General features: G+C 43.7%; 20 protein-coding genes and 1 other annotated feature. Of the genes, 17 read left to right on the top strand and 3 right to left on the bottom strand.

Going from position 1 to position 19158, the window contains the following annotated elements; all coding sequences use genetic code 11:
* From EAI95_RS04400 to EAI95_RS04370, 7 genes are all read left to right on the top strand, one after another.
* Complete coding sequence (locus EAI95_RS04400; protein ID WP_042507438.1) at positions 1–669, top strand: YggS family pyridoxal phosphate-dependent enzyme; 669 nt, start codon at positions 1–3, stop codon at positions 667–669.
* A 9-nt stretch (positions 670–678) separates the two neighbouring features.
* Positions 679–1308, top strand: coding sequence for a cell division protein SepF (locus EAI95_RS04395; protein ID WP_023022475.1), 630 nt, complete (start codon positions 679–681; stop codon positions 1306–1308).
* Position 1309: 1 nt separating this feature from the next.
* Positions 1310–1570: a YggT family protein gene (locus tag EAI95_RS04390; protein ID WP_006596781.1), complete on the top strand. Its 261-nt coding sequence runs from the start codon at positions 1310–1312 to the stop codon at positions 1568–1570.
* A complete protein-coding gene (locus EAI95_RS04385; protein WP_129822297.1) occupies positions 1567–2355 on the top strand; it encodes a YlmH/Sll1252 family protein in 789 nt (262 codons plus the stop codon). Before EAI95_RS04390 ends, EAI95_RS04385 begins: the two co-directional genes overlap by 4 nt.
* Positions 2356–2364: 9 nt before the next feature.
* Positions 2365–3210 (top strand): DivIVA domain-containing protein, encoded by an 846-nt coding sequence (locus EAI95_RS04380; protein ID WP_123159425.1) that lies wholly within the window; start codon positions 2365–2367, stop codon positions 3208–3210.
* Positions 3201–3417, top strand: a binding site (T-box leader). (Overlaps the previous gene by 10 nt.)
* Positions 3418–3468: 51 nt before the next feature.
* Positions 3469–6261: an isoleucine--tRNA ligase gene (ileS, locus tag EAI95_RS04375; RefSeq protein WP_123159424.1), complete on the top strand. Its 2793-nt coding sequence runs from the start codon at positions 3469–3471 to the stop codon at positions 6259–6261.
* A gap of 216 nt (positions 6262–6477) precedes the next feature.
* Complete coding sequence (locus tag EAI95_RS04370; RefSeq protein WP_123159423.1) at positions 6478–6912, top strand: GNAT family N-acetyltransferase; 435 nt, start codon at positions 6478–6480, stop codon at positions 6910–6912.
* Positions 6913–6992: 80 nt separating this feature from the next.
* Here the strand turns inward: EAI95_RS04370 and EAI95_RS04365 are convergent, their stop codons facing one another.
* From EAI95_RS04365 to EAI95_RS04350, 3 genes are all read right to left on the bottom strand, one after another.
* Entirely contained in the window at positions 6993–7295 is a 303-nt protein-coding gene (locus EAI95_RS04365; RefSeq protein WP_006596776.1) for a DUF1827 family protein, read from the bottom strand.
* A 67-nt stretch (positions 7296–7362) separates the two neighbouring features.
* Positions 7363–7812, bottom strand: a complete 450-nt coding sequence (locus EAI95_RS04360) for an NUDIX hydrolase (protein ID WP_006596775.1) — start codon at positions 7810–7812, stop codon at positions 7363–7365.
* A gap of 260 nt (positions 7813–8072) precedes the next feature.
* A complete protein-coding gene (locus tag EAI95_RS04350; protein ID WP_129822296.1) occupies positions 8073–10340 on the bottom strand; it encodes an ATP-dependent Clp protease ATP-binding subunit in 2268 nt (755 codons plus the stop codon).
* A gap of 229 nt (positions 10341–10569) precedes the next feature.
* On the opposite strand from EAI95_RS04350, the gene EAI95_RS04345 reads away from it, so the two are divergent.
* From EAI95_RS04345 to EAI95_RS04295, 10 genes are all read left to right on the top strand, one after another.
* Positions 10570–10800, top strand: a complete 231-nt coding sequence (locus EAI95_RS04345) for a DUF1797 family protein (RefSeq protein WP_006596773.1) — start codon at positions 10570–10572, stop codon at positions 10798–10800.
* 310 nt (positions 10801–11110) lie between these two features.
* The gene (locus tag EAI95_RS04335) at positions 11111–11965 is read left to right on the top strand and encodes a bifunctional methylenetetrahydrofolate dehydrogenase/methenyltetrahydrofolate cyclohydrolase (RefSeq protein ID WP_023022489.1); all 855 of its coding nucleotides are present in this window, start codon (positions 11111–11113) and stop codon (positions 11963–11965) included.
* A 133-nt stretch (positions 11966–12098) separates the two neighbouring features.
* A complete protein-coding gene (locus EAI95_RS04330) occupies positions 12099–12941 on the top strand; it encodes an NAD(P)H-hydrate dehydratase (RefSeq protein WP_023022491.1) in 843 nt (280 codons plus the stop codon).
* A 124-nt stretch (positions 12942–13065) separates the two neighbouring features.
* A complete protein-coding gene (gene xseA, locus EAI95_RS04325; protein WP_023022493.1) occupies positions 13066–14406 on the top strand; it encodes an exodeoxyribonuclease VII large subunit in 1341 nt (446 codons plus the stop codon).
* Positions 14384–14596 (top strand): exodeoxyribonuclease VII small subunit, encoded by a 213-nt coding sequence (locus tag EAI95_RS04320; protein ID WP_023022495.1) that lies wholly within the window; start codon positions 14384–14386, stop codon positions 14594–14596. The genes xseA and EAI95_RS04320 overlap by 23 nt, the downstream gene beginning before the upstream one ends.
* A complete protein-coding gene (locus EAI95_RS04315) occupies positions 14593–15480 on the top strand; it encodes a polyprenyl synthetase family protein (protein ID WP_023022497.1) in 888 nt (295 codons plus the stop codon). The genes EAI95_RS04320 and EAI95_RS04315 overlap by 4 nt, the downstream gene beginning before the upstream one ends.
* Complete coding sequence (locus EAI95_RS04310) at positions 15461–16276, top strand: TlyA family RNA methyltransferase (RefSeq protein WP_023022499.1); 816 nt, start codon at positions 15461–15463, stop codon at positions 16274–16276. Before EAI95_RS04315 ends, EAI95_RS04310 begins: the two co-directional genes overlap by 20 nt.
* Positions 16269–16700 (top strand): arginine repressor, encoded by a 432-nt coding sequence (locus tag EAI95_RS04305; protein ID WP_023022501.1) that lies wholly within the window; start codon positions 16269–16271, stop codon positions 16698–16700. Before EAI95_RS04310 ends, EAI95_RS04305 begins: the two co-directional genes overlap by 8 nt.
* Positions 16701–16707: 7 nt before the next feature.
* Complete coding sequence (gene recN / locus EAI95_RS04300) at positions 16708–18372, top strand: DNA repair protein RecN (protein WP_129822295.1); 1665 nt, start codon at positions 16708–16710, stop codon at positions 18370–18372.
* A gap of 16 nt (positions 18373–18388) precedes the next feature.
* Entirely contained in the window at positions 18389–19120 is a 732-nt protein-coding gene (locus EAI95_RS04295) for a metallophosphoesterase (protein WP_129822294.1), read from the top strand.
* Positions 19121–19158: the final 38 nt, after the last annotated feature.

The raw sequence follows: 19158 nt of genomic DNA, 5'->3' as shown, positions 1-19158 counted from the left end.
ATGAATCTGATTGAAAATAAAGAGCGTATATTCTCGCAGGTTGCACAAGCAATGGAAACAGCAAACCGCACTGATCAGGTGAATGTAATTGCTGTTACTAAGTATGTCGGTATCGACCAAGCTAAGGCTCTGGTAGATACAGGAGTCCGTCATATCGGTGAAAACCGTGTTGATAAATTTCTAGAAAAATACCAAGCTCTAAAAGGTGAGGGACTTACCTGGCATTTGATCGGTAGTCTCCAACGTCGTAAAGTAAAAGAAGTTATCAATTATGTAGATTACTTCCATGCTTTAGATTCTATGAAGCTTGCCCAAGAAATTCAAAAAAGGGCGAGTCACCCAATTAAATGTTTTATACAAGTTAATATTTCTGGAGAAGAAAGCAAGCATGGATTTGCTCCGGAAGAGCTCGATGCTCTTCTTCCAGAAATGGAAAACTTGGATAACTTACAAATTGTTGGCTTAATGACGATGGCTCCTTTTGAGGCAAGTCAGGACGAGTTGCAAGCCATATTTGCAGCAACTCACCAACTTCAAAAAGAATTACAAAAGAAACAGTTGAAAAATATGCCCTTTACAGAGTTAAGCATGGGAATGAGTCGTGATTATGATGTAGCAATTGCTAACGGTGCGACTTTTGTGCGAATTGGGACCTCATTTTTCAAATAGGAAAGAATTATGTCATTTAAAGATAGATTTGATCGATTGATTGATTATTTTACTGAAGATGGAGATGAGTACGATGTGCAAGAAGCGCCTGCTCAAGCAGTCGGTGCTAGCCAACCTGTATCATCCCCTAAACCAGTACAACCATCATCAAAACCACGTCCAAAAGCTGTGGGAGCTGCCAAGGAGCAGAAACCTACTCCTGTTGCAGCAAGTCGTCCACAAGTAGCTTCTACAGCAGTGGTTGAATCAGCTTCATCTCAAAAATCATCTTCTGAAAATATTACTCGACTTCATCAACGTCAACAAGAGTTGGCAAGAAATCGTTCTGCTGCAGATGAAAAGATTACAATTGATGTCCGCTATCCTCGTAAATACGAAGAAGCAACTGAAATTGTTGACTTGTTGTTGGCAAACGAAAGTATTCTCATTGACTTCCAATACATGACTGAAGTTCAGGCGAGAAGATGTTTGGATTATTTGGATGGTGCTCGCTATGTATTAGCCGGGAATCTACGTCGTGTTGCAAGTACTATGTACTTACTAACACCAATCAATGTTGTTGTGAATATTGAAGATATTCGCCTTCCAAATGATGTCGAAATTGCTGAATATGACTTTGATATGAAACGAAATCGTTAATATGTTTGTCCTACAATTAGTTAGAAATTTCTTTCAGGTTTTTGAGCTAGTATTAATCATCTATGCGTTGCTTAGTTGGTTTCCAAATGCATCAGAATCGGCTTTAGCTAAAATGGTTCAACGGATCGTCGAACCATTTTTGAGCCTATTTAGAAAGATTCCTTTGCAATTTGGTGGGTTAGACTTTACGGTCATGTTTGCCTTGCTCGCTCTGTCCGTAGTGGAACGATTTGTCCTTCAATTTTTGGTACAATTTATATGACCAAGGGATTTTATCAACACTATAGTCAAGAAGATCACGTATTTATCGATCGAGTCCTAGAATTAGTGGCTCGGGTGGAGCAACAGTATAGTTTTGAACTGACCTCTTTTTTAAATCCACATCAGGTTGATATTTTACAACAAATTGGTGCCCACCACGGTTTGCAGGTATTCTCAAGTTCAGAAATTTATCCAACAGAATATGCACGGGTGATTCTTGCTCCTAGCTACTATGTGTTGGATGCATCTGATTTTGAGATTGCCTTATTAGAAGTTCTCTATCCGGATAAATTCTATCGATTAAGTCATTCTCAAGTTTTGGGCTCGCTTCTCCATCAGCTAGGCTTGGAAAGAAAGTCTTTTGGAGATATCGTGGTTGGACAGGGGAAAATTCATATTTATGTGGATGCACGTTTCTCTTCCTACTTCAAAGATAATCTTAGAAAAATTGCAAAAGCCTCTGTGAAGATTCGTGAGATCGACTGTCGAGACAGGATTTTTGTAGAAGAACCATCCAAGATCAAAGACCTATTGGTTACTAGTGTACGGCTTGATAAGCTAGTAGCCTCGACTTTTAAGCTTGCTCGGTCTGTTGCTGTTCAATTGATTCAGTCTGGCCAAGTAAAGGTAAACTATGCGCCAATTGATAATCCTAGTCGGATGATTCAAGTAGCAGATTTAATTAGTGTTCGAAAATATGGCCGCTTTAAATTTCTATCAGAAAACGGCCAATCAAAAAGCGGGAAATACAAAATAACAGTTGAAGTATTTTCCAGTAGAAAATAAGGAGTAACTATGGCACTTACAGCTTTAGAAATCAAAGATAAACGCTTTTATGTAAAATTTAGAGGCTACGATGCTAAAGAAGTTGAAGAGTTTCAAGACATGGTCTACCGAGACTATGAAAAATTAGTTCGTGAAAAACATGAATTGGAAACAAAAATTAGTGCGTTGGAAGAACGCTTGAATTACTTTGATGAAATGAAAGACTCTTTGAGTCAATCAGTATTGATCGCTCAAGATACTGCGGAACGTGTGAAGCACGCGGCAAATGAGCGTTCAGAAACGATTATTCGTCAAGCTGAGCAAGATGCTCACCACTTAGTCGAAGAAGCAAAAGCGAAAGCGAATGAGATTCTCCGTCATGCTACAGACAATGCCAAGAAAGTTGCAGTAGAAACGGAAGAATTGAAGAATAAGACACGTGTCTTCCACCAACGTTTGAAATCAACTATTGAAAGTCAATTGAGCATCATTGATACACCAGAATGGGATGAAATTCTTCGCCCAACTGCTATGTATATTCAAACAAGTGATGAGGCTTTCCGTGAAGTAGTCGAAAAAGCTTTGGAAGAAACGGTTCATCATAACTACGATGATGAAGCAATTGATTTAACTCGTCAATTCTCACGTGCTGAAATTGAAGAATTGCAAAAACATATTGAAGCTGTAAACCGTGAATTGTCTGCGACTCAAGCTTTTGAAGGATTGAATGAAAAAGTTCAAGTAGCTTTGGAAGAAGCAGAAAAAAATCAAGTAGTTCAAGATTCTATTGAAGAAATTGTTGTAGAAACTCCTGAAGTTGATGATATCGACGCTCCAGAAGGGGAAGAACAACGGGAAACTGTTTCAATTTTATAATCTGTAAAAACAGTGACCTTATCAAATAGTTTTAGCGAGCAGGTGATGGTGGAAGACCTGTACTCCCTTTGTTAAGGTAGATCCTTTTACAAATCTTAGTGGTGAAATGAGTAACCACTAACGCTGGTCAGCGTTAGCGACAAAAGAGGAGAAAGAGACTACTCTCTTTCTTGAATGAAGGTGGTACCACGACTTGTCGTCCTTTTTGGCGAGGTCGTGGTCTTTTATTTTGTATCATAATTTTTTATAGGAGACTCCATGAAACTCAAAGAGACACTAAATTTAGGTAAGACAGAGTTCCCGATGCGGGCAGGTCTTCCCACAAAAGAACCAGTATGGCAAAAAGAATGGGATGAGGCAAAGCTTTATCAACGCCGTCAAGAATTGAACCAAGGGAAACCTCATTTCACTTTGCATGATGGCCCTCCGTATGCTAACGGGAATATCCACGTAGGACATGCCATGAACAAGATTTCAAAAGATATCATTGTTCGTTCGAAATCTATGTCAGGATTCTACGCACCATACATCCCAGGTTGGGATACACACGGATTGCCAATCGAGCAAGTTTTGGCAAAACAAGGTGTCAAACGCAAAGAGATGGACTTGGTTGAGTACTTAAAACTTTGCCGTGAATATGCTCTTTCTCAAGTAGATAAACAACGCGAAGATTTCAAGCGTTTGGGTGTTTCAGGTGACTGGGAAAATCCGTATGTAACATTGACACCTGACTATGAAGCAGCGCAAATCCGTGTCTTCGGTGAAATGGCTAATAAAGGCTATATCTACCGTGGAGCGAAGCCTGTTTACTGGTCTTGGTCATCTGAGTCAGCTCTTGCTGAAGCGGAAATTGAATACCATGACTTAGTTTCAACTTCCCTTTACTATGCCAACAAGGTTAAAGATGGTAAAGGTGTCCTAGATACAGACACATACATCGTTGTCTGGACAACAACACCATTCACCATCACAGCTTCTCGTGGTTTGACTGTTGGTGCGGATATTGATTACGTCTTGGTGCAACCAGCTGGTGAAACCCGTAAGTTTGTGGTAGCTGCAGAATTGTTGAACAGTTTGTCTGAGAAGTTTGGTTGGGCTGATGTTCAAGTTTTGGCAACTTACCGTGGACAAGACCTCAACAACATCGTGACAGAACACCCATGGGATACAGCAGTAGATGAACTCGTGATACTTGGTGATCACGTTACAACAGACTCAGGTACTGGTATCGTCCATACAGCCCCTGGTTTTGGTGAGGATGACTACAATGTCGGTGTTGCTAATGGTCTAGAAGTTGCCGTGACTGTTAACGAACGCGGGATCATGATGGCCAATGCTGGTCCTGAGTTTGAAGGTCAATTCTATGACAAGGTTGTGCCAACGGTTATTGAAAAACTTGGTGATTTGCTTCTTGCTCAAGAAGAAATCTCTCACTCCTACCCATTTGACTGGCGTACGAAGAAGCCAATCATCTGGCGTGCAGTTCCACAATGGTTTGCCTCAGTTTCAAAATTCCGTCAAGAAATCTTGGATGAAATTGAAAAAGTGAAATTCCACTCAGAGTGGGGTAAAGTCCGTCTTTACAATATGATTCGTGACCGTGGTGACTGGGTTATCTCTCGTCAACGTGCTTGGGGTGTCCCACTTCCAATCTTCTATGCTGAAGATGGCACACCAATCATGACAGCTGAAACGATTGAGCATGTGGCTCAACTCTTTGAAGAGCATGGCTCTCTCATCTGGTGGGAACGTGATGCCAAAGACCTCTTGCCAGAAGGATTTACGCATCCAGGTTCTCCAAATGGAGAGTTCAAGAAAGAAACAGATATCATGGACGTATGGTTCGACTCCGGTTCATCATGGAATGGAGTAGTTGTCAACCGTCCAGAACTCAAATACCCAGCTGATCTTTACCTAGAAGGTTCTGACCAGTACCGTGGTTGGTTCAACTCCTCGCTCATTACATCTGTGGCAAACCATGGCGTAGCACCTTACAAACAAATCTTGTCACAAGGTTTTGCCTTGGATGGTAAAGGTGAAAAGATGTCCAAATCTCTTGGAAACACGATTGCTCCAAGTGATGTTGAAAAACAATTTGGTGCTGAAATCTTGCGTCTCTGGGTAACCAGTGTGGATTCAAGCAACGACGTACGTATCTCTATGGATATCTTGAGCCAAGTTTCTGAGACTTACCGTAAGATCCGTAACACCCTTCGTTTCTTGATTGCGAACACATCTGACTTTAACCCAGCTGAGGATGCAGTAGCTTATGAAGAGCTTCGTTCCGTTGATAAGTACATGACTATCCGCTTTAACCAACTTGTCAAGACCATTCGTGATGCCTACGCAAACTTCGAATTCTTGACCATCTACAAGGCTTTGGTGAACTTTATCAATGTTGATTTGTCTGCCTTCTACCTAGATTTTGCCAAAGATGTTGTCTACATCGAAGGTGCGAAATCACTTGAACGCCGTCAAATGCAAACAGTCTTCTATGACATTCTTGTGAAAATCACCAAACTTTTGACACCAATTCTTCCTCACACTGCAGAGGAAATCTGGTCTTATCTTGAGTTTGAAGCGGAAGACTTCGTTCAATTGTCAGAATTACCAGAAGCTCAAACATTTGCTAACCAAGAAGAAATCTTGGATGCCTGGTCAGCCTTCATGGACTTCCGTGGCCAAGCTCAAAAAGCTTTAGAAGAAGCACGGAACGAAAAAGTGATCGGTAAATCTCTTGAAGCTCACTTGACGGTTTATCCAAACGAAGTAGTGAAGACTCTTCTTGGGGCAGTAGATAGCAATGTTGCACAACTCTTGATTGTTTCAGAGTTGACCATTGCAGAAGGTCCAGCTCCAGAAGGCGCAGTGGCCTTCGAGGATGTTGCTTTCACTGTTGAACGTGCAGCTGGCGAGGTTTGTGACCGCTGCCGCCGCATCGATCCAAGTACAGCAGAACGTAGCTACAACGCAACCATCTGTGACCACTGTGCAAGCATCGTAGAAGAAAACTTTGCAGACGCAGTAGCAGAAGGATTTGAAGCCAAATAATAAGAAGTGAAAAAATAGAGAGTGGGACAGAAATCGGTCATTCGTTAGAATTCGATTTCGTCGTCCCACCTCCGCACAGTTGAGTAGGGCTATAAAAGCTGATGTAATCAGCGTAGTAGAGCCCACTCAACCACTGCGTCTTGCTCGACAATCCAAAGACAAAAAAGAGGCTAGGACTTTTGTCCCAGCCTCGACTTTTTCAATAAAGAGGAACTGATGTGGTACCGGAAAGAATTTAAAGAACTAGAACTAAAAGAGTTTTACGAGATCGTTCAATTGCGTTTGGAAACCTTTGTCGTGGAACAGACAAGAATCTACAATGATCTTGATGCTATTGATCTTAGAGCTCTTCACCTTTTTCATCAAGACGAAAAGGGAAATGTAGATGCCTATGCACGGATCTTTGAGACGGGGACTACGATTCATTTTGGCCGAGTTGCTGTAGCCAAAGACAGTCGTGGCCAAGGACTGGGAAGGGCTATGGTGGAGCAGATTTTGGATCTGTGTGAACAGAGCTTTCCTGGGCGGACCATTGAAATTGAGGCCCAAGAACAGGTAGTTGGCTTGTATGAAAAGCTAGGTTTTCAAAGGGTGAGCGAGCCTTTTATCTTGGCTTCTACCCCTCACGTAAAAATGATCTATCAGAAATAAAACATCCGTTCATCTCATTATCGAGGTGAACGGATGTTTTTTGAAAAAGATAGCAAAGAAAAAAGTAAGGTAGAAATACCTTACTTAGCAATTGGGAAAGAAATTTCGATCAGTTTATCAGAGTAGAGGGTCTTTATAGCAGATTGGTCAATGATTTGAAGATCAATCTTGCGTTTTAAAAAGAACTCACGAATTTTTTCAACTTCTGTTTCACGAATGGCACGGTGTTTGTTACTAATCAGCAATTCGTAATGTGTAGGAGCTTTGGTAAAGATAACGTCGGTGTTACCAGCTGAATAGACCTCAACAAGGGTAGCATCGGTACTTTCTAATTGACTTTTGACCAGAGTAGCATGACTATTTGTTGTGTTCATAAGCTTCATGTGAGATCCTCCTAAGCTCTTTCTCCATTTATTATAGCACTTTTTTTTATTTTGTGAAAGAAGTCGCTTACAATTTTTGGGCAGATTTCCACATTTTGATGCCCCACTTATGACTTCCTCTTTTTAATCTGTCAATGGCTTCATCGATGGGGAACCAGGCAATGTTATTGAAATCCTCTAGCGGTTTTTGAGCTTCTACAAAGTCAGTTACTTCATAGATATAGGCAGGATTATAGTAGTGGGTGTCGCGGTGACTAGAATAGAAGTACTCGTCTGCTTGGCCATAATACTCGCCGATGGTCGCAGTGAAACCCAACTCTTCGATCAGTTCGCGCTCGAGTGCCAAAAAATGATCTTCTCCTGCCTCGATTTCACCACCTGGTAGGAACCAAGCTCCATTTGGTGCTTGGACTAGGATGATTTTATCCTTGGCTGGATTTGGAATCACCGCATAGACTCCATAACGATTGACATAGTCAACATTTTCTTCTTTTGTCCCAAAAGTTGCAACAGTCATATTAAAACTCGCTTCTTATTTTTTTATCATTATAACATAGAAGGACATAAAAAGCAGTAGGAGATAAAAATAAGAGAGTGGGACAGAAATCGGTCATTCGTTAGAATTCGATTTCGTCGTCCCACCTCCGCACAGTTGAGTAGGGCTGTAAAAGCTGATGAAATCAGCGTAGTAGAGCCCACTCAACCACTGCGTCTTGCTCGACAATCCAAAGACAATTGAGAGGCTAGGACTTCTGTCCTAGCCTCTTTTAAATGCAATTATTCAGTTACTTTTTCTGTCGCATTAGCTGGTTTGTTCTTTCCTTTAATGCAAATCTTTCCATTGCTGGTCATGACAGCCTTCAGATCTTTTTCACTAGGATTTTCTAGGTAGTAATCTGTAATGGCATCTTCGATATAGTCTTGAATGGTGCGTCGAAGAGGACGAGCTCCCATTTTCGGATCGTAGCCCAAATCAACCAATTTTTCCTTGACCTTATCGGTAACATCGAGGTGGATATCATTGTGGGCCAGGCGTTGATTGACATCATCGAGCATGAGAGTGACGATTTGAAGGAGGTTTTCCTTAGACAAGGCTTTGAATTCAATGATGCCGTCAAAGCGGTTCATGAATTCTGGACTAAAGAAGTTCCCCAGTTCACCTAGGATCGAATTGGTACGACCTTCACGAGCTGCCCCAAAACCGACGTTAGCCTCCGCTTTTCCAGTTCCCGCATTGGAAGTCATGATGATAATGGTATCCTTGAAACTCACCGTTCTGCCTTGTCCATCTGTCAAGCGACCATCATCTAAGACTTGGAGGAACATATGCATGACTTCAGGATGGGCCTTTTCTACCTCGTCCAAGAGAATGAGAGAGTATGGGTTGCGACGTACCTTTTCAGTCAGCTGGCCAGCTTCTTCATAGCCGACATAACCCGGAGGGGCACCGACCAATTTGGCAACGGCGTGTTTCTCCATGTATTCGCTCATATCAAAGCGAATCATACTATCAGCAGAACCGAAGAGTTCGATGGCCAATTGCTTGGACAACTCGGTCTTCCCGACACCAGTTGGTCCAACAAAGAGGAAGCTACCGATTGGACGGTTTGGCGTTCCAAGTCCTACCCGATTACGACGGATAGCCTTAGCAATTTTTTCAACAGCCTCATCTTGGCCGATGACATGAGCTTTTAAATCAGCAGCCAAATTAATCAATTGAGACTGTTCTTTTTCTTTCAAATCTCCAACTGGAATATTGGTCTTTTGTTCAACGATGTGCTCAATGGTCTTTTCGCTAATGACGGGCGTATCTTGGTCGGTGACCTGTTGCCCTTGCATTTCTTTGTACTTAGCGATTTGGTCACGGAAGTAGGCTGCTTTTTCGAAGTCTTCATCCCGCGTCGCTTGGGCTTTGAGATTTTCGGCTTCAATTAAGCGCTGGTCAATGACTTTGGGATCAACAAAATTGAGAGTCAAATTCATCTTAGAGCCTGCTTCGTCCAAGAGGTCAATGGCTTTGTCGGGCAAGAAGCGGTCTTGGATATAGCGATTGGAGAGGAGAGCTGCAGCTTCAATAGCACCATCTGTGTAGTGGACGTGGTGGTAGTCTTCGTATTTCTTTTGAATGCCTTTAAGGATGGTAATGGTTTCTTCAACCGTTGGTTCATCCACCTTGACGGGTTGCATCCGGCGTTCAAGAGCAGCATCTTTTTCGATAATACGATACTCATTGAGTGTTGTGGCACCAACTAATTGCAATTCACCACGAGCGAGAGCCGGTTTGAGGATATTTCCTGCATCCATGTTGCCATCACCTGCAGATCCTGCTCCTACAATTTCATGGATTTCATCGATAAACAAAATGACATCTTCACGGCGACGGATTTCTTCCATTAATTGTTGCATCCGTTCTTCAAATTGTCCACGAATCCCAGTCCCTTGAACCAGGCTAACAACGTCTAACCGAATAACTTCCTTGTCTTGTAATTTATAAGGGACATCGCCATCGACAATCTTCTGGGCCAGGCCCTCTACGACAGCTGTTTTTCCGACACCAGGTTCTCCAATCAGAACAGGGTTGTTTTTGGTTCGGCGGTTTAAAATTTCAATCACTCGGAGAATTTCGTCGTCACGGCCAATGACTGGATCAATGTCCCCACGGCGAGCGATTTCAGTAACATTAATTCCAAACTCTTCTAGGAGTCCTTTCGGTTGTTGTTTGGCTTGAGGTCTATTTGGTCCAGTAGCTCGACCGTTCTGATTTGAACCGTAGCCATTTCCACCCCCGTAGCCTCCTCCTGATTGGGTCGGTGGCGTTTGAGGTTCTTGGGGAGCTTGGAAGTTGCCCAGTTGATTGAAGAAATCTTCAAAAGGATCCCGCCCTCCGCGATTTTGTTGGTTTAATCCCGCTAGGAGACTATTGTTAGGATCGGTTTTCATAATTTGATAGCAGTTCTGGCAAAGGTCTACTTGTTGTTGGTGACCATTCACATTCGTATAAAGATGAATGGTTGAATCGTTGATTTTACAGTTTTGACAAAGCATTCTCTTACCTCTTTCTCTAGGGTAAAAAGTGTAGAAACTATTGGTCAGAAATAGTCAAACTTTTATAGTTTCATTATAACAGTATTCTAAAAGTTTGCAAGAATTTAGTATGGAGTTCGGTTTTAGGCATGGAATAAAGAGGAAAAAAGCGGAAAAGTTGATTTTTATTGGAATTTCCTCCTTCTTTTATGATAAAATAGGAGAGTAGAAAGTAAATAGGAGAATCAAAATGGAATCACATTTGGTACGAATTATCAGCCGTTTGGAAGCGATGACGAAAGACGGTGGAAACTTAAAACGTAATTTTGAACGTGAAGGGGTTGTAGTTGCTGAAGTAGCTTACAACTATGATGAAGAAAATGGATCAGTATTTACTCTTCGTGATGTAGAAGCTCGTGAGACCTATACATTCGATAGCATTGACTTAATCGCAATGGAAATCTACGAATTGTTGTACTAAGAAGTATCAATCAAGAGGCTGGGACAAAAGTCCTAGCCTCTAAATTGTCTTTGGATTGTCGAGCAAGACGCAGTGGTTGAGTGGGCTCTACTACGCTAATTTCATCAGCTTTTATAGCCCTACTCAACTGTGCGGAGGTGGGACGACGAAATCGAATTCTAACGAATGACCGATTTCTGTCCCACTCTCTTTTTTGTTGGAATAAAACTGTTATAGTTTCTTCCTATAACCTTGTCTAATCAAGAAGTGTTAGGAGCAGGTTCACAAATCTGATATAATAGAGAAGATATTGAATAGAAAAGAGATTGAGATGACACATGTGATTGATGGGAAGGCCTTGGCAGTAAAATTACAGGGAGAATTAGCTGAAAAGACAGCACGTTTAAAAGAGGAAACAGGGGAGGTACCTGGTTTAGTTGTGATTTTAGTGGGAGAAAACCCAGCTAGTCAGGTCTACGTACGAAATAAAGAACGCTCTGCTCTTGCTGCTGGTTTTCGTAGCGAGGTGGTCCGCTTACCAGAGGCTACTACACAAGAGGAACTCTTGGCACTTATTGACCGCTACAATCAGGAACCGCTCTGGCATGGAATTTTGGTCCAGTTGCCTCTACCAGCACATATCGACGATGAGGCTGTCTTGCTAGCCATTGATCCCAATAAGGATGTCGACGGCTTCCACCCCCTTAATATGGGCCATCTTTGGGCGGGAAATCCAGTCATGGTTCCCTCAACTCCTGCGGGGATTATGGAAATGTTCCGGGAATACGATATCGATGTTGAGGGAAAAAGTGCAGTCGTTATTGGTCGCTCCAATATTGTTGGAAAACCCATGGCCCAGCTTCTATTAGCTAAGAATGCTACGGTAACCTTGACCCATTCACGGACCCATCATCTAGCAAAGATTGCAAGAAAGGCAGATATCCTGGTGGTGGCTATCGGCCGTGCCAAATTTGTCACAGCTGACTTTGTCAAAGAGGGAGCTGTCGTCATTGATGTTGGTATGAATCGCGATGAAAATGGGAAGCTCTGTGGAGATGTCGACTACGATACCGTGGCACCACTTGCTAGCCATATTACGCCTGTTCCTGGTGGAGTGGGTCCTATGACCATTACCATGCTTATGACTCAGACCTATGAAGCAGCTGTTCGGGCTTTGAAAAAATAAACCAGCTTGGATGAAGTCGGGACAGTGTTTGGAGCGATAGACAGATTAGAAAAAATTTTGAAGGTTGGAACTTACTTTCCTGCCTTTTTTTAGTCTAAACGTGATAAAATAGAGGAAGAAAGAAGGAAAGCTTATGTTAAGAGTTGACCAAACATTGCTGCAACAAGTTATTGTTAGTCGTCAGTCAGACTCCTACAAGGGTGACTATGGTCGTCTTCTCTTGATTGGAGGAACCTACCCATATGGGGGAGCGATTATGATGTCTGCTTTGGCAGCTGTGGAGAGTGGAGCGGGTCTGGTAACGGTTGCGACAGATCAGGAGAACATCTATGCACTCCATAGTCAGCTACCCGAAGCCATGGCATTTGCTGTGACTGACCAAGAATTATTGGCTGATCAAATCGCAAAAGCAGGCGTTATTTTATTGGGGCCAGGCCTCAAGGACAATGATCTAGGGACACACCTTGTACAGTTAGTTTTTGACAGGGTTCAGTCTCACCAAGTGTTGATTCTAGATGGCGGAGCAATTAGTATCTATACTCGCTTAGCGTTGCCTCTTCCTCAAGCTCAGTTGGTTTTTACTCCTCATCAGAAAGAATGGGAGGCGATGTCAGGTCTAGCAATTGGGGAACAAGGAGAAGATAGGACACAAATGGCTGTGGGAAAACTTCCAGAAGGATCTATCTTAGTTCAAAAGGGACCTCAGACCAAGATTTGGCAACAAGGACAACCAGACTATTACCAACTAACAGTTGGGGGACCTTACCAGGCAACTGGAGGTATGGGCGATACCTTGGCAGGCATGATTGCAGGATTTGCAGGCCAATTTCCACAGGTTGGACTCTATGAGCGCGTGGTGGTGGCTACTCACCTTCATTCGGCTATTTCTGAAGACTTGAGCGAGGAAGTCTACGTGGTTTTGCCGACAGCGATTAGTAAAGAAATTCCCAAATGGATGAAAAAAATTAGCCAATAGGAAAAGTCGATAGAATAGGAGCTTCAGATCATGAAATCTGGGGCTTTTTCCGTAGGTAGAATCAGCTTTTTCCGCTTATTTTTGGTATAATTTATACTAGAATTTTCCGTATGAAAGGGGAACCATGTCAGAGTATTTATCGGTATCCAGTCTGACCAAATACCTCAAGTTAAAATTTGATAAGGACCCCTATTTGGAGCGGGTCTATTTGACGGGCCAAGTTTCTAACTTCCGTAAGCGCCCAAACCATCAGTATTTCTCTCTAAAGGATGAAAAGGCTGTGATTCAGGCGACTGTTTGGGCGGGGATCTATAAGAGTTTTGGTTTTGAGCTAGAAGAAGGCATGAAGATCAATGTTATTGGTCGAATCCAACTTTATGAGCCAAGTGGTAGTTATTCCATTGTCATCGAAAAGGCGGAGCCAGATGGTGTGGGCGCTTTAGCCATTCAGTTCGAGCAGTTGAAAAAGAAACTTCAGGAAGAAGGTCTCTTTCAAGAGAAGTTCAAACAGGCCATTCCCCAGTTCTCCAATAAAATTGGGGTCATTACCAGTCAGAGTGGGGCTGTTATTCGCGATATTATTACGACTGTCACTCGGCGTTTTCCTGGCGTGGAGATTCTCCTTTTTCCAACCAAGGTACAAGGAGAGGGGGCAGCTCAAGAAATTGTTGCCAATATCCAGAAGGCCAATGCTCGGATGGACCTAGATGTCTTGATCATCGGTCGTGGTGGTGGGTCCATCGAGGACCTATGGGCCTTTAATGAAGAGCCAGTTGTGCGGGCTATTTTTGAGTCTAGAATTCCCATTATTTCCAGTGTGGGACATGAGACAGACACCACTCTGGCAGACTTTGTAGCAGATCGGCGGGCAGCCACTCCTACAGCTGCGGCTGAGCTAGCGACGCCTGTGACCAAGTTGGACCTACTCAATCATTTGCAGAAGCAGGAAGGGCGGATGGCAACTGCTATGCGCAACCGCCTAGTATATAATCGGGAGCGACTGCAAAAACTAAGCCAATCGGTCATCTTCCGTCAACCAGAGCGGCTGTATGATTCTTATCTGCAAAAAATAGATCAGATTCAGTTGCGACTGAAACAGGCTGTGTCAGAGTCAGTTACCAGAAATAGCCACCAGTTACAAGAACTCCGCCATCGATTGGCTTCTCAAGCGCCCCAGCATCAACTTGAGCGCTATCGAGACCAGATTCTCCAAATGGAGCGATTGATGACCTTGAAAATCAAGGAGCTCTACCAGACAAAAGCAGCAGATGCCAAGCGCCTATCAGAGGCTCTCTTGATGTTAGATACCAGTCGCATCGTGGCTAGAGGCTACGCCTTGGTGCAGGTTGGAGATCATGTTCTGGATAGTGTAGATACAATCAAAGAAAAGGATGCCTTGACGCTAGTCATGCGGGATGGGCAAGTAGAAGTAGAGGTAAAGCATGTCGAAAGAAAAGAAATTTGAAGAAAATTTAGCTGATTTGGAAGCTATTGTCCAAAAATTGGAAAGTGGGCAAGTGCCCCTCGAAGAGGCCATCTCAGAGTTTCAGAAAGGAATGAAGCTATCAAAAGAGTTGCAAGAAACGCTAGATCAGGCTGAAAAGACCTTGGTCAAGGTGATGCAAGCAGATGGTTCAGAAACGGAACTGGTATGATTCTAGAAGAAAAACTGCAAGGGGTTGAAAAAGCGATTGAAGGCTTCTATGAGGCCAAACAAATCGCTCCCCGCTTGGTAGAATCCATCCTTTATTCAGTCCATGCAGGGGGCAAACGGATTCGTCCTTTGCTCTTATTGGAGTTGCTGGAGGCCTTTCATGCTCCAATCCTTGAGGCTCATTTTCAGGTGGCAGCCGCTCTTGAAATGATTCATACAGGAAGCTTGATTCATGATGATCTGCCAGCGATGGATAATGATGATTACCGTCGTGGTCAATTGACCAACCACAAAAAATTTGGGGAAGACCTAGCCATCTTAGCAGGAGACTCGCTTTTCTTGGATGCCTTTGGCTGTGTGGCAGAAGCGGACCTTCCAGCTTCTATTCGGGTGCAACTGATTGCCTTATTATCGGATGCTTCAGGGACAGCTGGGATGGTGGCAGGCCAAGTCTTGGATATGGAAGGGGAAGGAGCGAGCCTGAACTTGGACCAGTTGCAAGTCATCCATGCCAATAAGACGGGACGACTGCTAGCATATCCTTTCCAAGCTACGGGGATCCTCTTAGAGCTTGAGCCAGCTGTTGCGACTCTCTTAGAGGAAATTGGCCTCCATTTAGGCTTGGCCTTTCAGATTCGGGATGATATTTTGGATGTGACAGCCGATTTTGCCTCTTTAGGAAAAACCCCTCAGAAGGACCTGCAGGCAGAAAAGTCGACCTATCCTGCGCTACTTGGTCTAGATGGAGCTCAGGCTTATTTGGATCGAGAGTTGGATGCCTGTGAGGACTTGCTCGATCGCATTTCTAATCAAGTTTCCTTCGAAGGGACTGGAATCAAGAACATAATAGAAAGACTGAGAATTCATGGTCAAGGAAAGAGTTGACGTACTGGCCTACAAGCAGGGACTATTTGAAACCCGGGAGCAGGCCAAACGCGGTGTGATGGCTGGTTTGGTCGTTGCGGTCCATAATGGCGAGCGCTTCGATAAACCAGGTGAAAAAATTGATGAAGCGACTGAATTAAAACTCAAGGGTGAAAAACTCAAATATGTCAGTCGCGGTGGTCTCAAGTTAGAAAAGGCCTTGGCCCTTTTTGAGATTGACTTGCAGGACAAGATCACGCTAGATATTGGTGCCTCAACAGGGGGCTTTACGGATGTCATGCTCCAAAATGGAGCTGCCTTGGTCTATGCAGTGGATGTAGGGACCAATCAGTTGGCTTGGAAACTCCGTCAGGATCCTCGTGTCATCTCGATGGAGCAGTTCAACTTTCGTTATGCGACGTCTGAAGATTTTGAGCAAAGACCAAGTTTTGCTAGTATTGATGTTAGTTTTATTTCCCTCAACCTTATCTTGCCTGCTCTTCATGGGATTTTGCAAGAAGGAGGCCAGGTGGTCGCTCTAGTCAAACCCCAGTTTGAAGCTGGTCGGGAGCAGATTGGAAAAAATGGGATTATCAAGGATGCCAAGGTCCATCTGTCCGTCTTGGAACAGGTTCAAGGCTTTGCGATAGAACATGGCTTCTCCGTCTTGGGAGTGGATTATTCTCCGATTCAAGGGGGCCATGGCAATATTGAATTTTTACTTTATTTAGAAAAAAATACCGGGCAAAATCGTCTCGATCAGCAAGAGTTTGTAGCTGTCGTCGACAAAGCCCACACTGATTTTAAACATGAATAGTAAACAAAACCGATTAGAAAAAATACGACGCTTTATCCGAGAAAATAAAGTCGGCACTCAGGATGCAATTGTCGAACATCTGAGGGAAGCGGGAATTTCTGCGACACAAGCGACTGTTTCCCGTGATATTAAAGAGTTGGGCATTATTAAAACGCCATTAAAAGGTTCAGCCTATGTCTATGAATTGCCACGTGTCCAACATAGTGGAAAATTAGCAGAAAATAATCTTCAATCTTTTGAACGCATGGGGAGTTTTCTGACCCTCAAGCTTGTCCCAGGGACAGCCTATTTAGTCAAGCGCCATCTACAGGAAGATTTCGATGACATCATCTTTAGTATGATTTCAGACGACAATAGTATTTTCATTGTGGCCCGCTCGGAAGAAAAGGCACAGTTTATCGAACAACGATTGATGGAATGGTAGGAGAGAGATGCTATTAGAAATTTCAATTAAAAACTTTGCCATCATTGAAGAAATCGCTCTGAATTTTGAGACGGGGATGACGGTTTTAACCGGTGAAACTGGTGCAGGAAAATCCATCATTATCGATGCTATGAATATGATGCTGGGGAGCCGGGCGACGACTGATGTCATCCGCCACGGTGCTCCTAAGGCTGAGATTGAAGGCCTCTTTGCGATTGATGAAAACCGTGCTCTTCAGCAGTTATTTGAGGAGCAGGGCTTAGAATGGGCAGAGGAGTTGATTATTCGCAGAGAAATTTTCCAGAATGGCCGGAGTGTCAGTCGGATCAATGGGCAGATGGTCAACCTCTCTGTCCTCAAGGCCGTTGGTCAGCATTTGGTAGATATTCATGGTCAGCACGATCAGGAAGAACTGATGCGGGCTCCATTGCATATCGCTATGCTGGATAGCTTTGGGGAGGATGCTTTTTTTGCAACCAAGAAGGCCTACAGAGAGACCTTTGAGAATTATAAGTCCTTGCGCAAGCAGGTCTTGCAGATCCAAAAAAACAACCAGGAAAACCAAGCTCGAATCGAAATGCTGGAATACCAAATTTCGGAAATCGAGGCAGCTGCCTTGTCCCTGGATGAAGATGTCCAGTTAGAGCAGGAACGGCAACGCCTACTCAATCATAAGATGATTGCGGATACCCTAAGCAATGCCTACGCTATGCTGGATGCAGAAGACTTCTCCAGTCTTAGCAATGTTCGATCGGCCATGAATGATCTGCAAAGCATCGAGGAGTATGATCCGGACTACAAGATCTTGTCTGATCAAATGGCTGAGACCTACTATACTCTGGAAGATCTGACCAAACGCTTGGAGGATCTGGTAGATGGCTTGGACTTTGACGGCAACCGTTTGATGCAGGTAGAAGCTCGATTAGACCTGATCCACTCAATTACGCGTAAGTACGGCGGTCAGGTAAAAGATGTCCTTGATTATTTGGAGCAAATCAGTAAGGAATATAGCCTGTTAACAGGAGCTGGAACCTCTTCTGAAGACTTAGAGAAGGAACTCAAGTCTATGGAAGGCCAGCTGGTTGCCTTGGCCAAGGAACTGAGTCAAGGGCGCCATGCCTTAGCTCAAGAGCTGGAAGCAGAAATTCAGCAGGAATTGGCGGATCTCTACATGGAAAAAGCCCGTTTCCAAGTGCGTTTTACTCCATCTAAGTTTAATCGGGAAGGAAACGAAACAGTTGAATTTTATATTTCGACCAACCCTGGAGAGGACTTTAAGCCTTTGGTAAAAGTAGCCTCAGGTGGTGAATTGTCCCGTCTTATGTTGGCCATCAAGTCCGCCTTTTCTCGAAAAGAAGGCAAGACCAGTATCGTCTTTGACGAGGTGGATACAGGGGTATCTGGTCGGGTCGCTCAAGCCATTGCTTCTAAGATCTATAAAATTGGACGTTTTGGTCAGGTGCTAGCCATCTCTCATTTGCCTCAGGTAATTGCAGTAGCCGATTACCAATTCTTTATCGAAAAGGTGAGTGATGAATTTTCAACAGTTTCGACTGTTCGCTTGCTCAGTCATGAAGAGCGGGTAGAAGAAGTAGCCAAGATGCTTGCTGGTGAAGATGTGACAGAAGCAGCCCGCCTGCAGGCGGAGCAATTGCTAAAACGGCCAACCTAAGAAGAAAGGAACCGATATGGGAAGCTATTTCGTAGTGGGAGATATTCATGGAAAAGCAGGCATGTTGGAGGAACTGATGACCCATTGGGATGGTCAGTCCCGGCTGGTTTTTCTCGGAGATTTGATAGACCGTGGGGAAGATAGTCGTAGAGTTATCGAACTGGTCAAAGATTTTGTCGACCATCAAGGGGCAATCTGCCTCTCTGGTAACCACGAATACATGTTTTTAGCCTGGATCGATAACCCGATTGAACGCTATGACCATTACCGACGAAATGGTGGTGATACCACGATCAACTCTCTGCTTGGTCGTCCCCTCACGGCTCCAGTAGATGGAGTAGAGGATGCTCGGCGCGTGCAAGAGACTTGTGGGGACCTCGTCACTTTCATCCGTTCGCTTCCTTTTGTTTATGAAACAGAACACTATATTTTCGTTCATGCTGGGATTGACTTGACTCTAACTGATTGGCATGAAACGACAGATTACCAAAAGGTCTGGATTCGCCAGCCCTTCCATGAAGCAAGCAATCAGACAGGAAAGACCATTGTTTTTGGCCATACCCCTGTCCACTATCTCTTGGATCAAAAGATTGGAACCAAAGAACTCTGGGTGACCGAAGATGGGAAGATTGGCATGGATGGTGGAGCTGTTTATGGTGGTGTCCTCCATGGTATTCTCTTTGATGAAAATGGAATGAGGGCCGATGTTGCTTTGGTTAATGATGGATTTGCAGCCATCGATGATTAAGCAAAAAGGACTTTGTCCCACAAAAGCCTAGAAAATTT

It is taken from the genome of Streptococcus sp. bf_0095, from assembly GCF_004166885.1.
Lineage (GTDB): Bacteria > Bacillota > Bacilli > Lactobacillales > Streptococcaceae > Streptococcus.
Note: the sequence above shows the minus strand (reverse complement) of the source record. Positions and strands in the feature narration are given on the sequence as shown.

Excerpts from the sequence above, each read along its gene's own strand:
- EAI95_RS04390 (WP_006596781.1), top strand. The coding sequence starts at position 1,310 with ATGTTTGTCCTACAATTAGTTAGAAATTTCTTTCAGGTTTTTGAGCTA.
- EAI95_RS04315 (WP_023022497.1), top strand. The coding sequence starts at position 14,593 with ATGATTCTAGAAGAAAAACTGCAAGGGGTTGAAAAAGCGATTGAAGGC.
- EAI95_RS04345 (WP_006596773.1), top strand. The coding sequence starts at position 10,570 with ATGGAATCACATTTGGTACGAATTATCAGCCGTTTGGAAGCGATGACG.
- EAI95_RS04360 (WP_006596775.1), bottom strand. The coding sequence starts at position 7,812 with ATGACTGTTGCAACTTTTGGGACAAAAGAAGAAAATGTTGACTATGTC.
- EAI95_RS04380 (WP_123159425.1), top strand. The coding sequence starts at position 2,365 with ATGGCACTTACAGCTTTAGAAATCAAAGATAAACGCTTTTATGTAAAA.
- xseA (WP_023022493.1), top strand. The coding sequence starts at position 13,066 with ATGTCAGAGTATTTATCGGTATCCAGTCTGACCAAATACCTCAAGTTA.
- EAI95_RS04310 (WP_023022499.1), top strand. The coding sequence starts at position 15,461 with ATGGTCAAGGAAAGAGTTGACGTACTGGCCTACAAGCAGGGACTATTT.
- ileS (WP_123159424.1), top strand. The coding sequence starts at position 3,469 with ATGAAACTCAAAGAGACACTAAATTTAGGTAAGACAGAGTTCCCGATG.
- EAI95_RS04320 (WP_023022495.1), top strand. The coding sequence starts at position 14,384 with ATGTCGAAAGAAAAGAAATTTGAAGAAAATTTAGCTGATTTGGAAGCT.
- EAI95_RS04335 (WP_023022489.1), top strand. The coding sequence starts at position 11,111 with ATGACACATGTGATTGATGGGAAGGCCTTGGCAGTAAAATTACAGGGA.
- EAI95_RS04330 (WP_023022491.1), top strand. The coding sequence starts at position 12,099 with ATGTTAAGAGTTGACCAAACATTGCTGCAACAAGTTATTGTTAGTCGT.
- EAI95_RS04295 (WP_129822294.1), top strand. The coding sequence starts at position 18,389 with ATGGGAAGCTATTTCGTAGTGGGAGATATTCATGGAAAAGCAGGCATG.
- EAI95_RS04395 (WP_023022475.1), top strand. The coding sequence starts at position 679 with ATGTCATTTAAAGATAGATTTGATCGATTGATTGATTATTTTACTGAA.
- EAI95_RS04370 (WP_123159423.1), top strand. The coding sequence starts at position 6,478 with ATGTGGTACCGGAAAGAATTTAAAGAACTAGAACTAAAAGAGTTTTAC.
- recN (WP_129822295.1), top strand. The coding sequence starts at position 16,708 with ATGCTATTAGAAATTTCAATTAAAAACTTTGCCATCATTGAAGAAATC.
- EAI95_RS04365 (WP_006596776.1), bottom strand. The coding sequence starts at position 7,295 with ATGAAGCTTATGAACACAACAAATAGTCATGCTACTCTGGTCAAAAGT.
- EAI95_RS04385 (WP_129822297.1), top strand. The coding sequence starts at position 1,567 with ATGACCAAGGGATTTTATCAACACTATAGTCAAGAAGATCACGTATTT.
- EAI95_RS04305 (WP_023022501.1), top strand. The coding sequence starts at position 16,269 with ATGAATAGTAAACAAAACCGATTAGAAAAAATACGACGCTTTATCCGA.
- EAI95_RS04400 (WP_042507438.1), top strand. The coding sequence starts at position 1 with ATGAATCTGATTGAAAATAAAGAGCGTATATTCTCGCAGGTTGCACAA.
- EAI95_RS04350 (WP_129822296.1), bottom strand. The coding sequence starts at position 10,340 with ATGCTTTGTCAAAACTGTAAAATCAACGATTCAACCATTCATCTTTAT.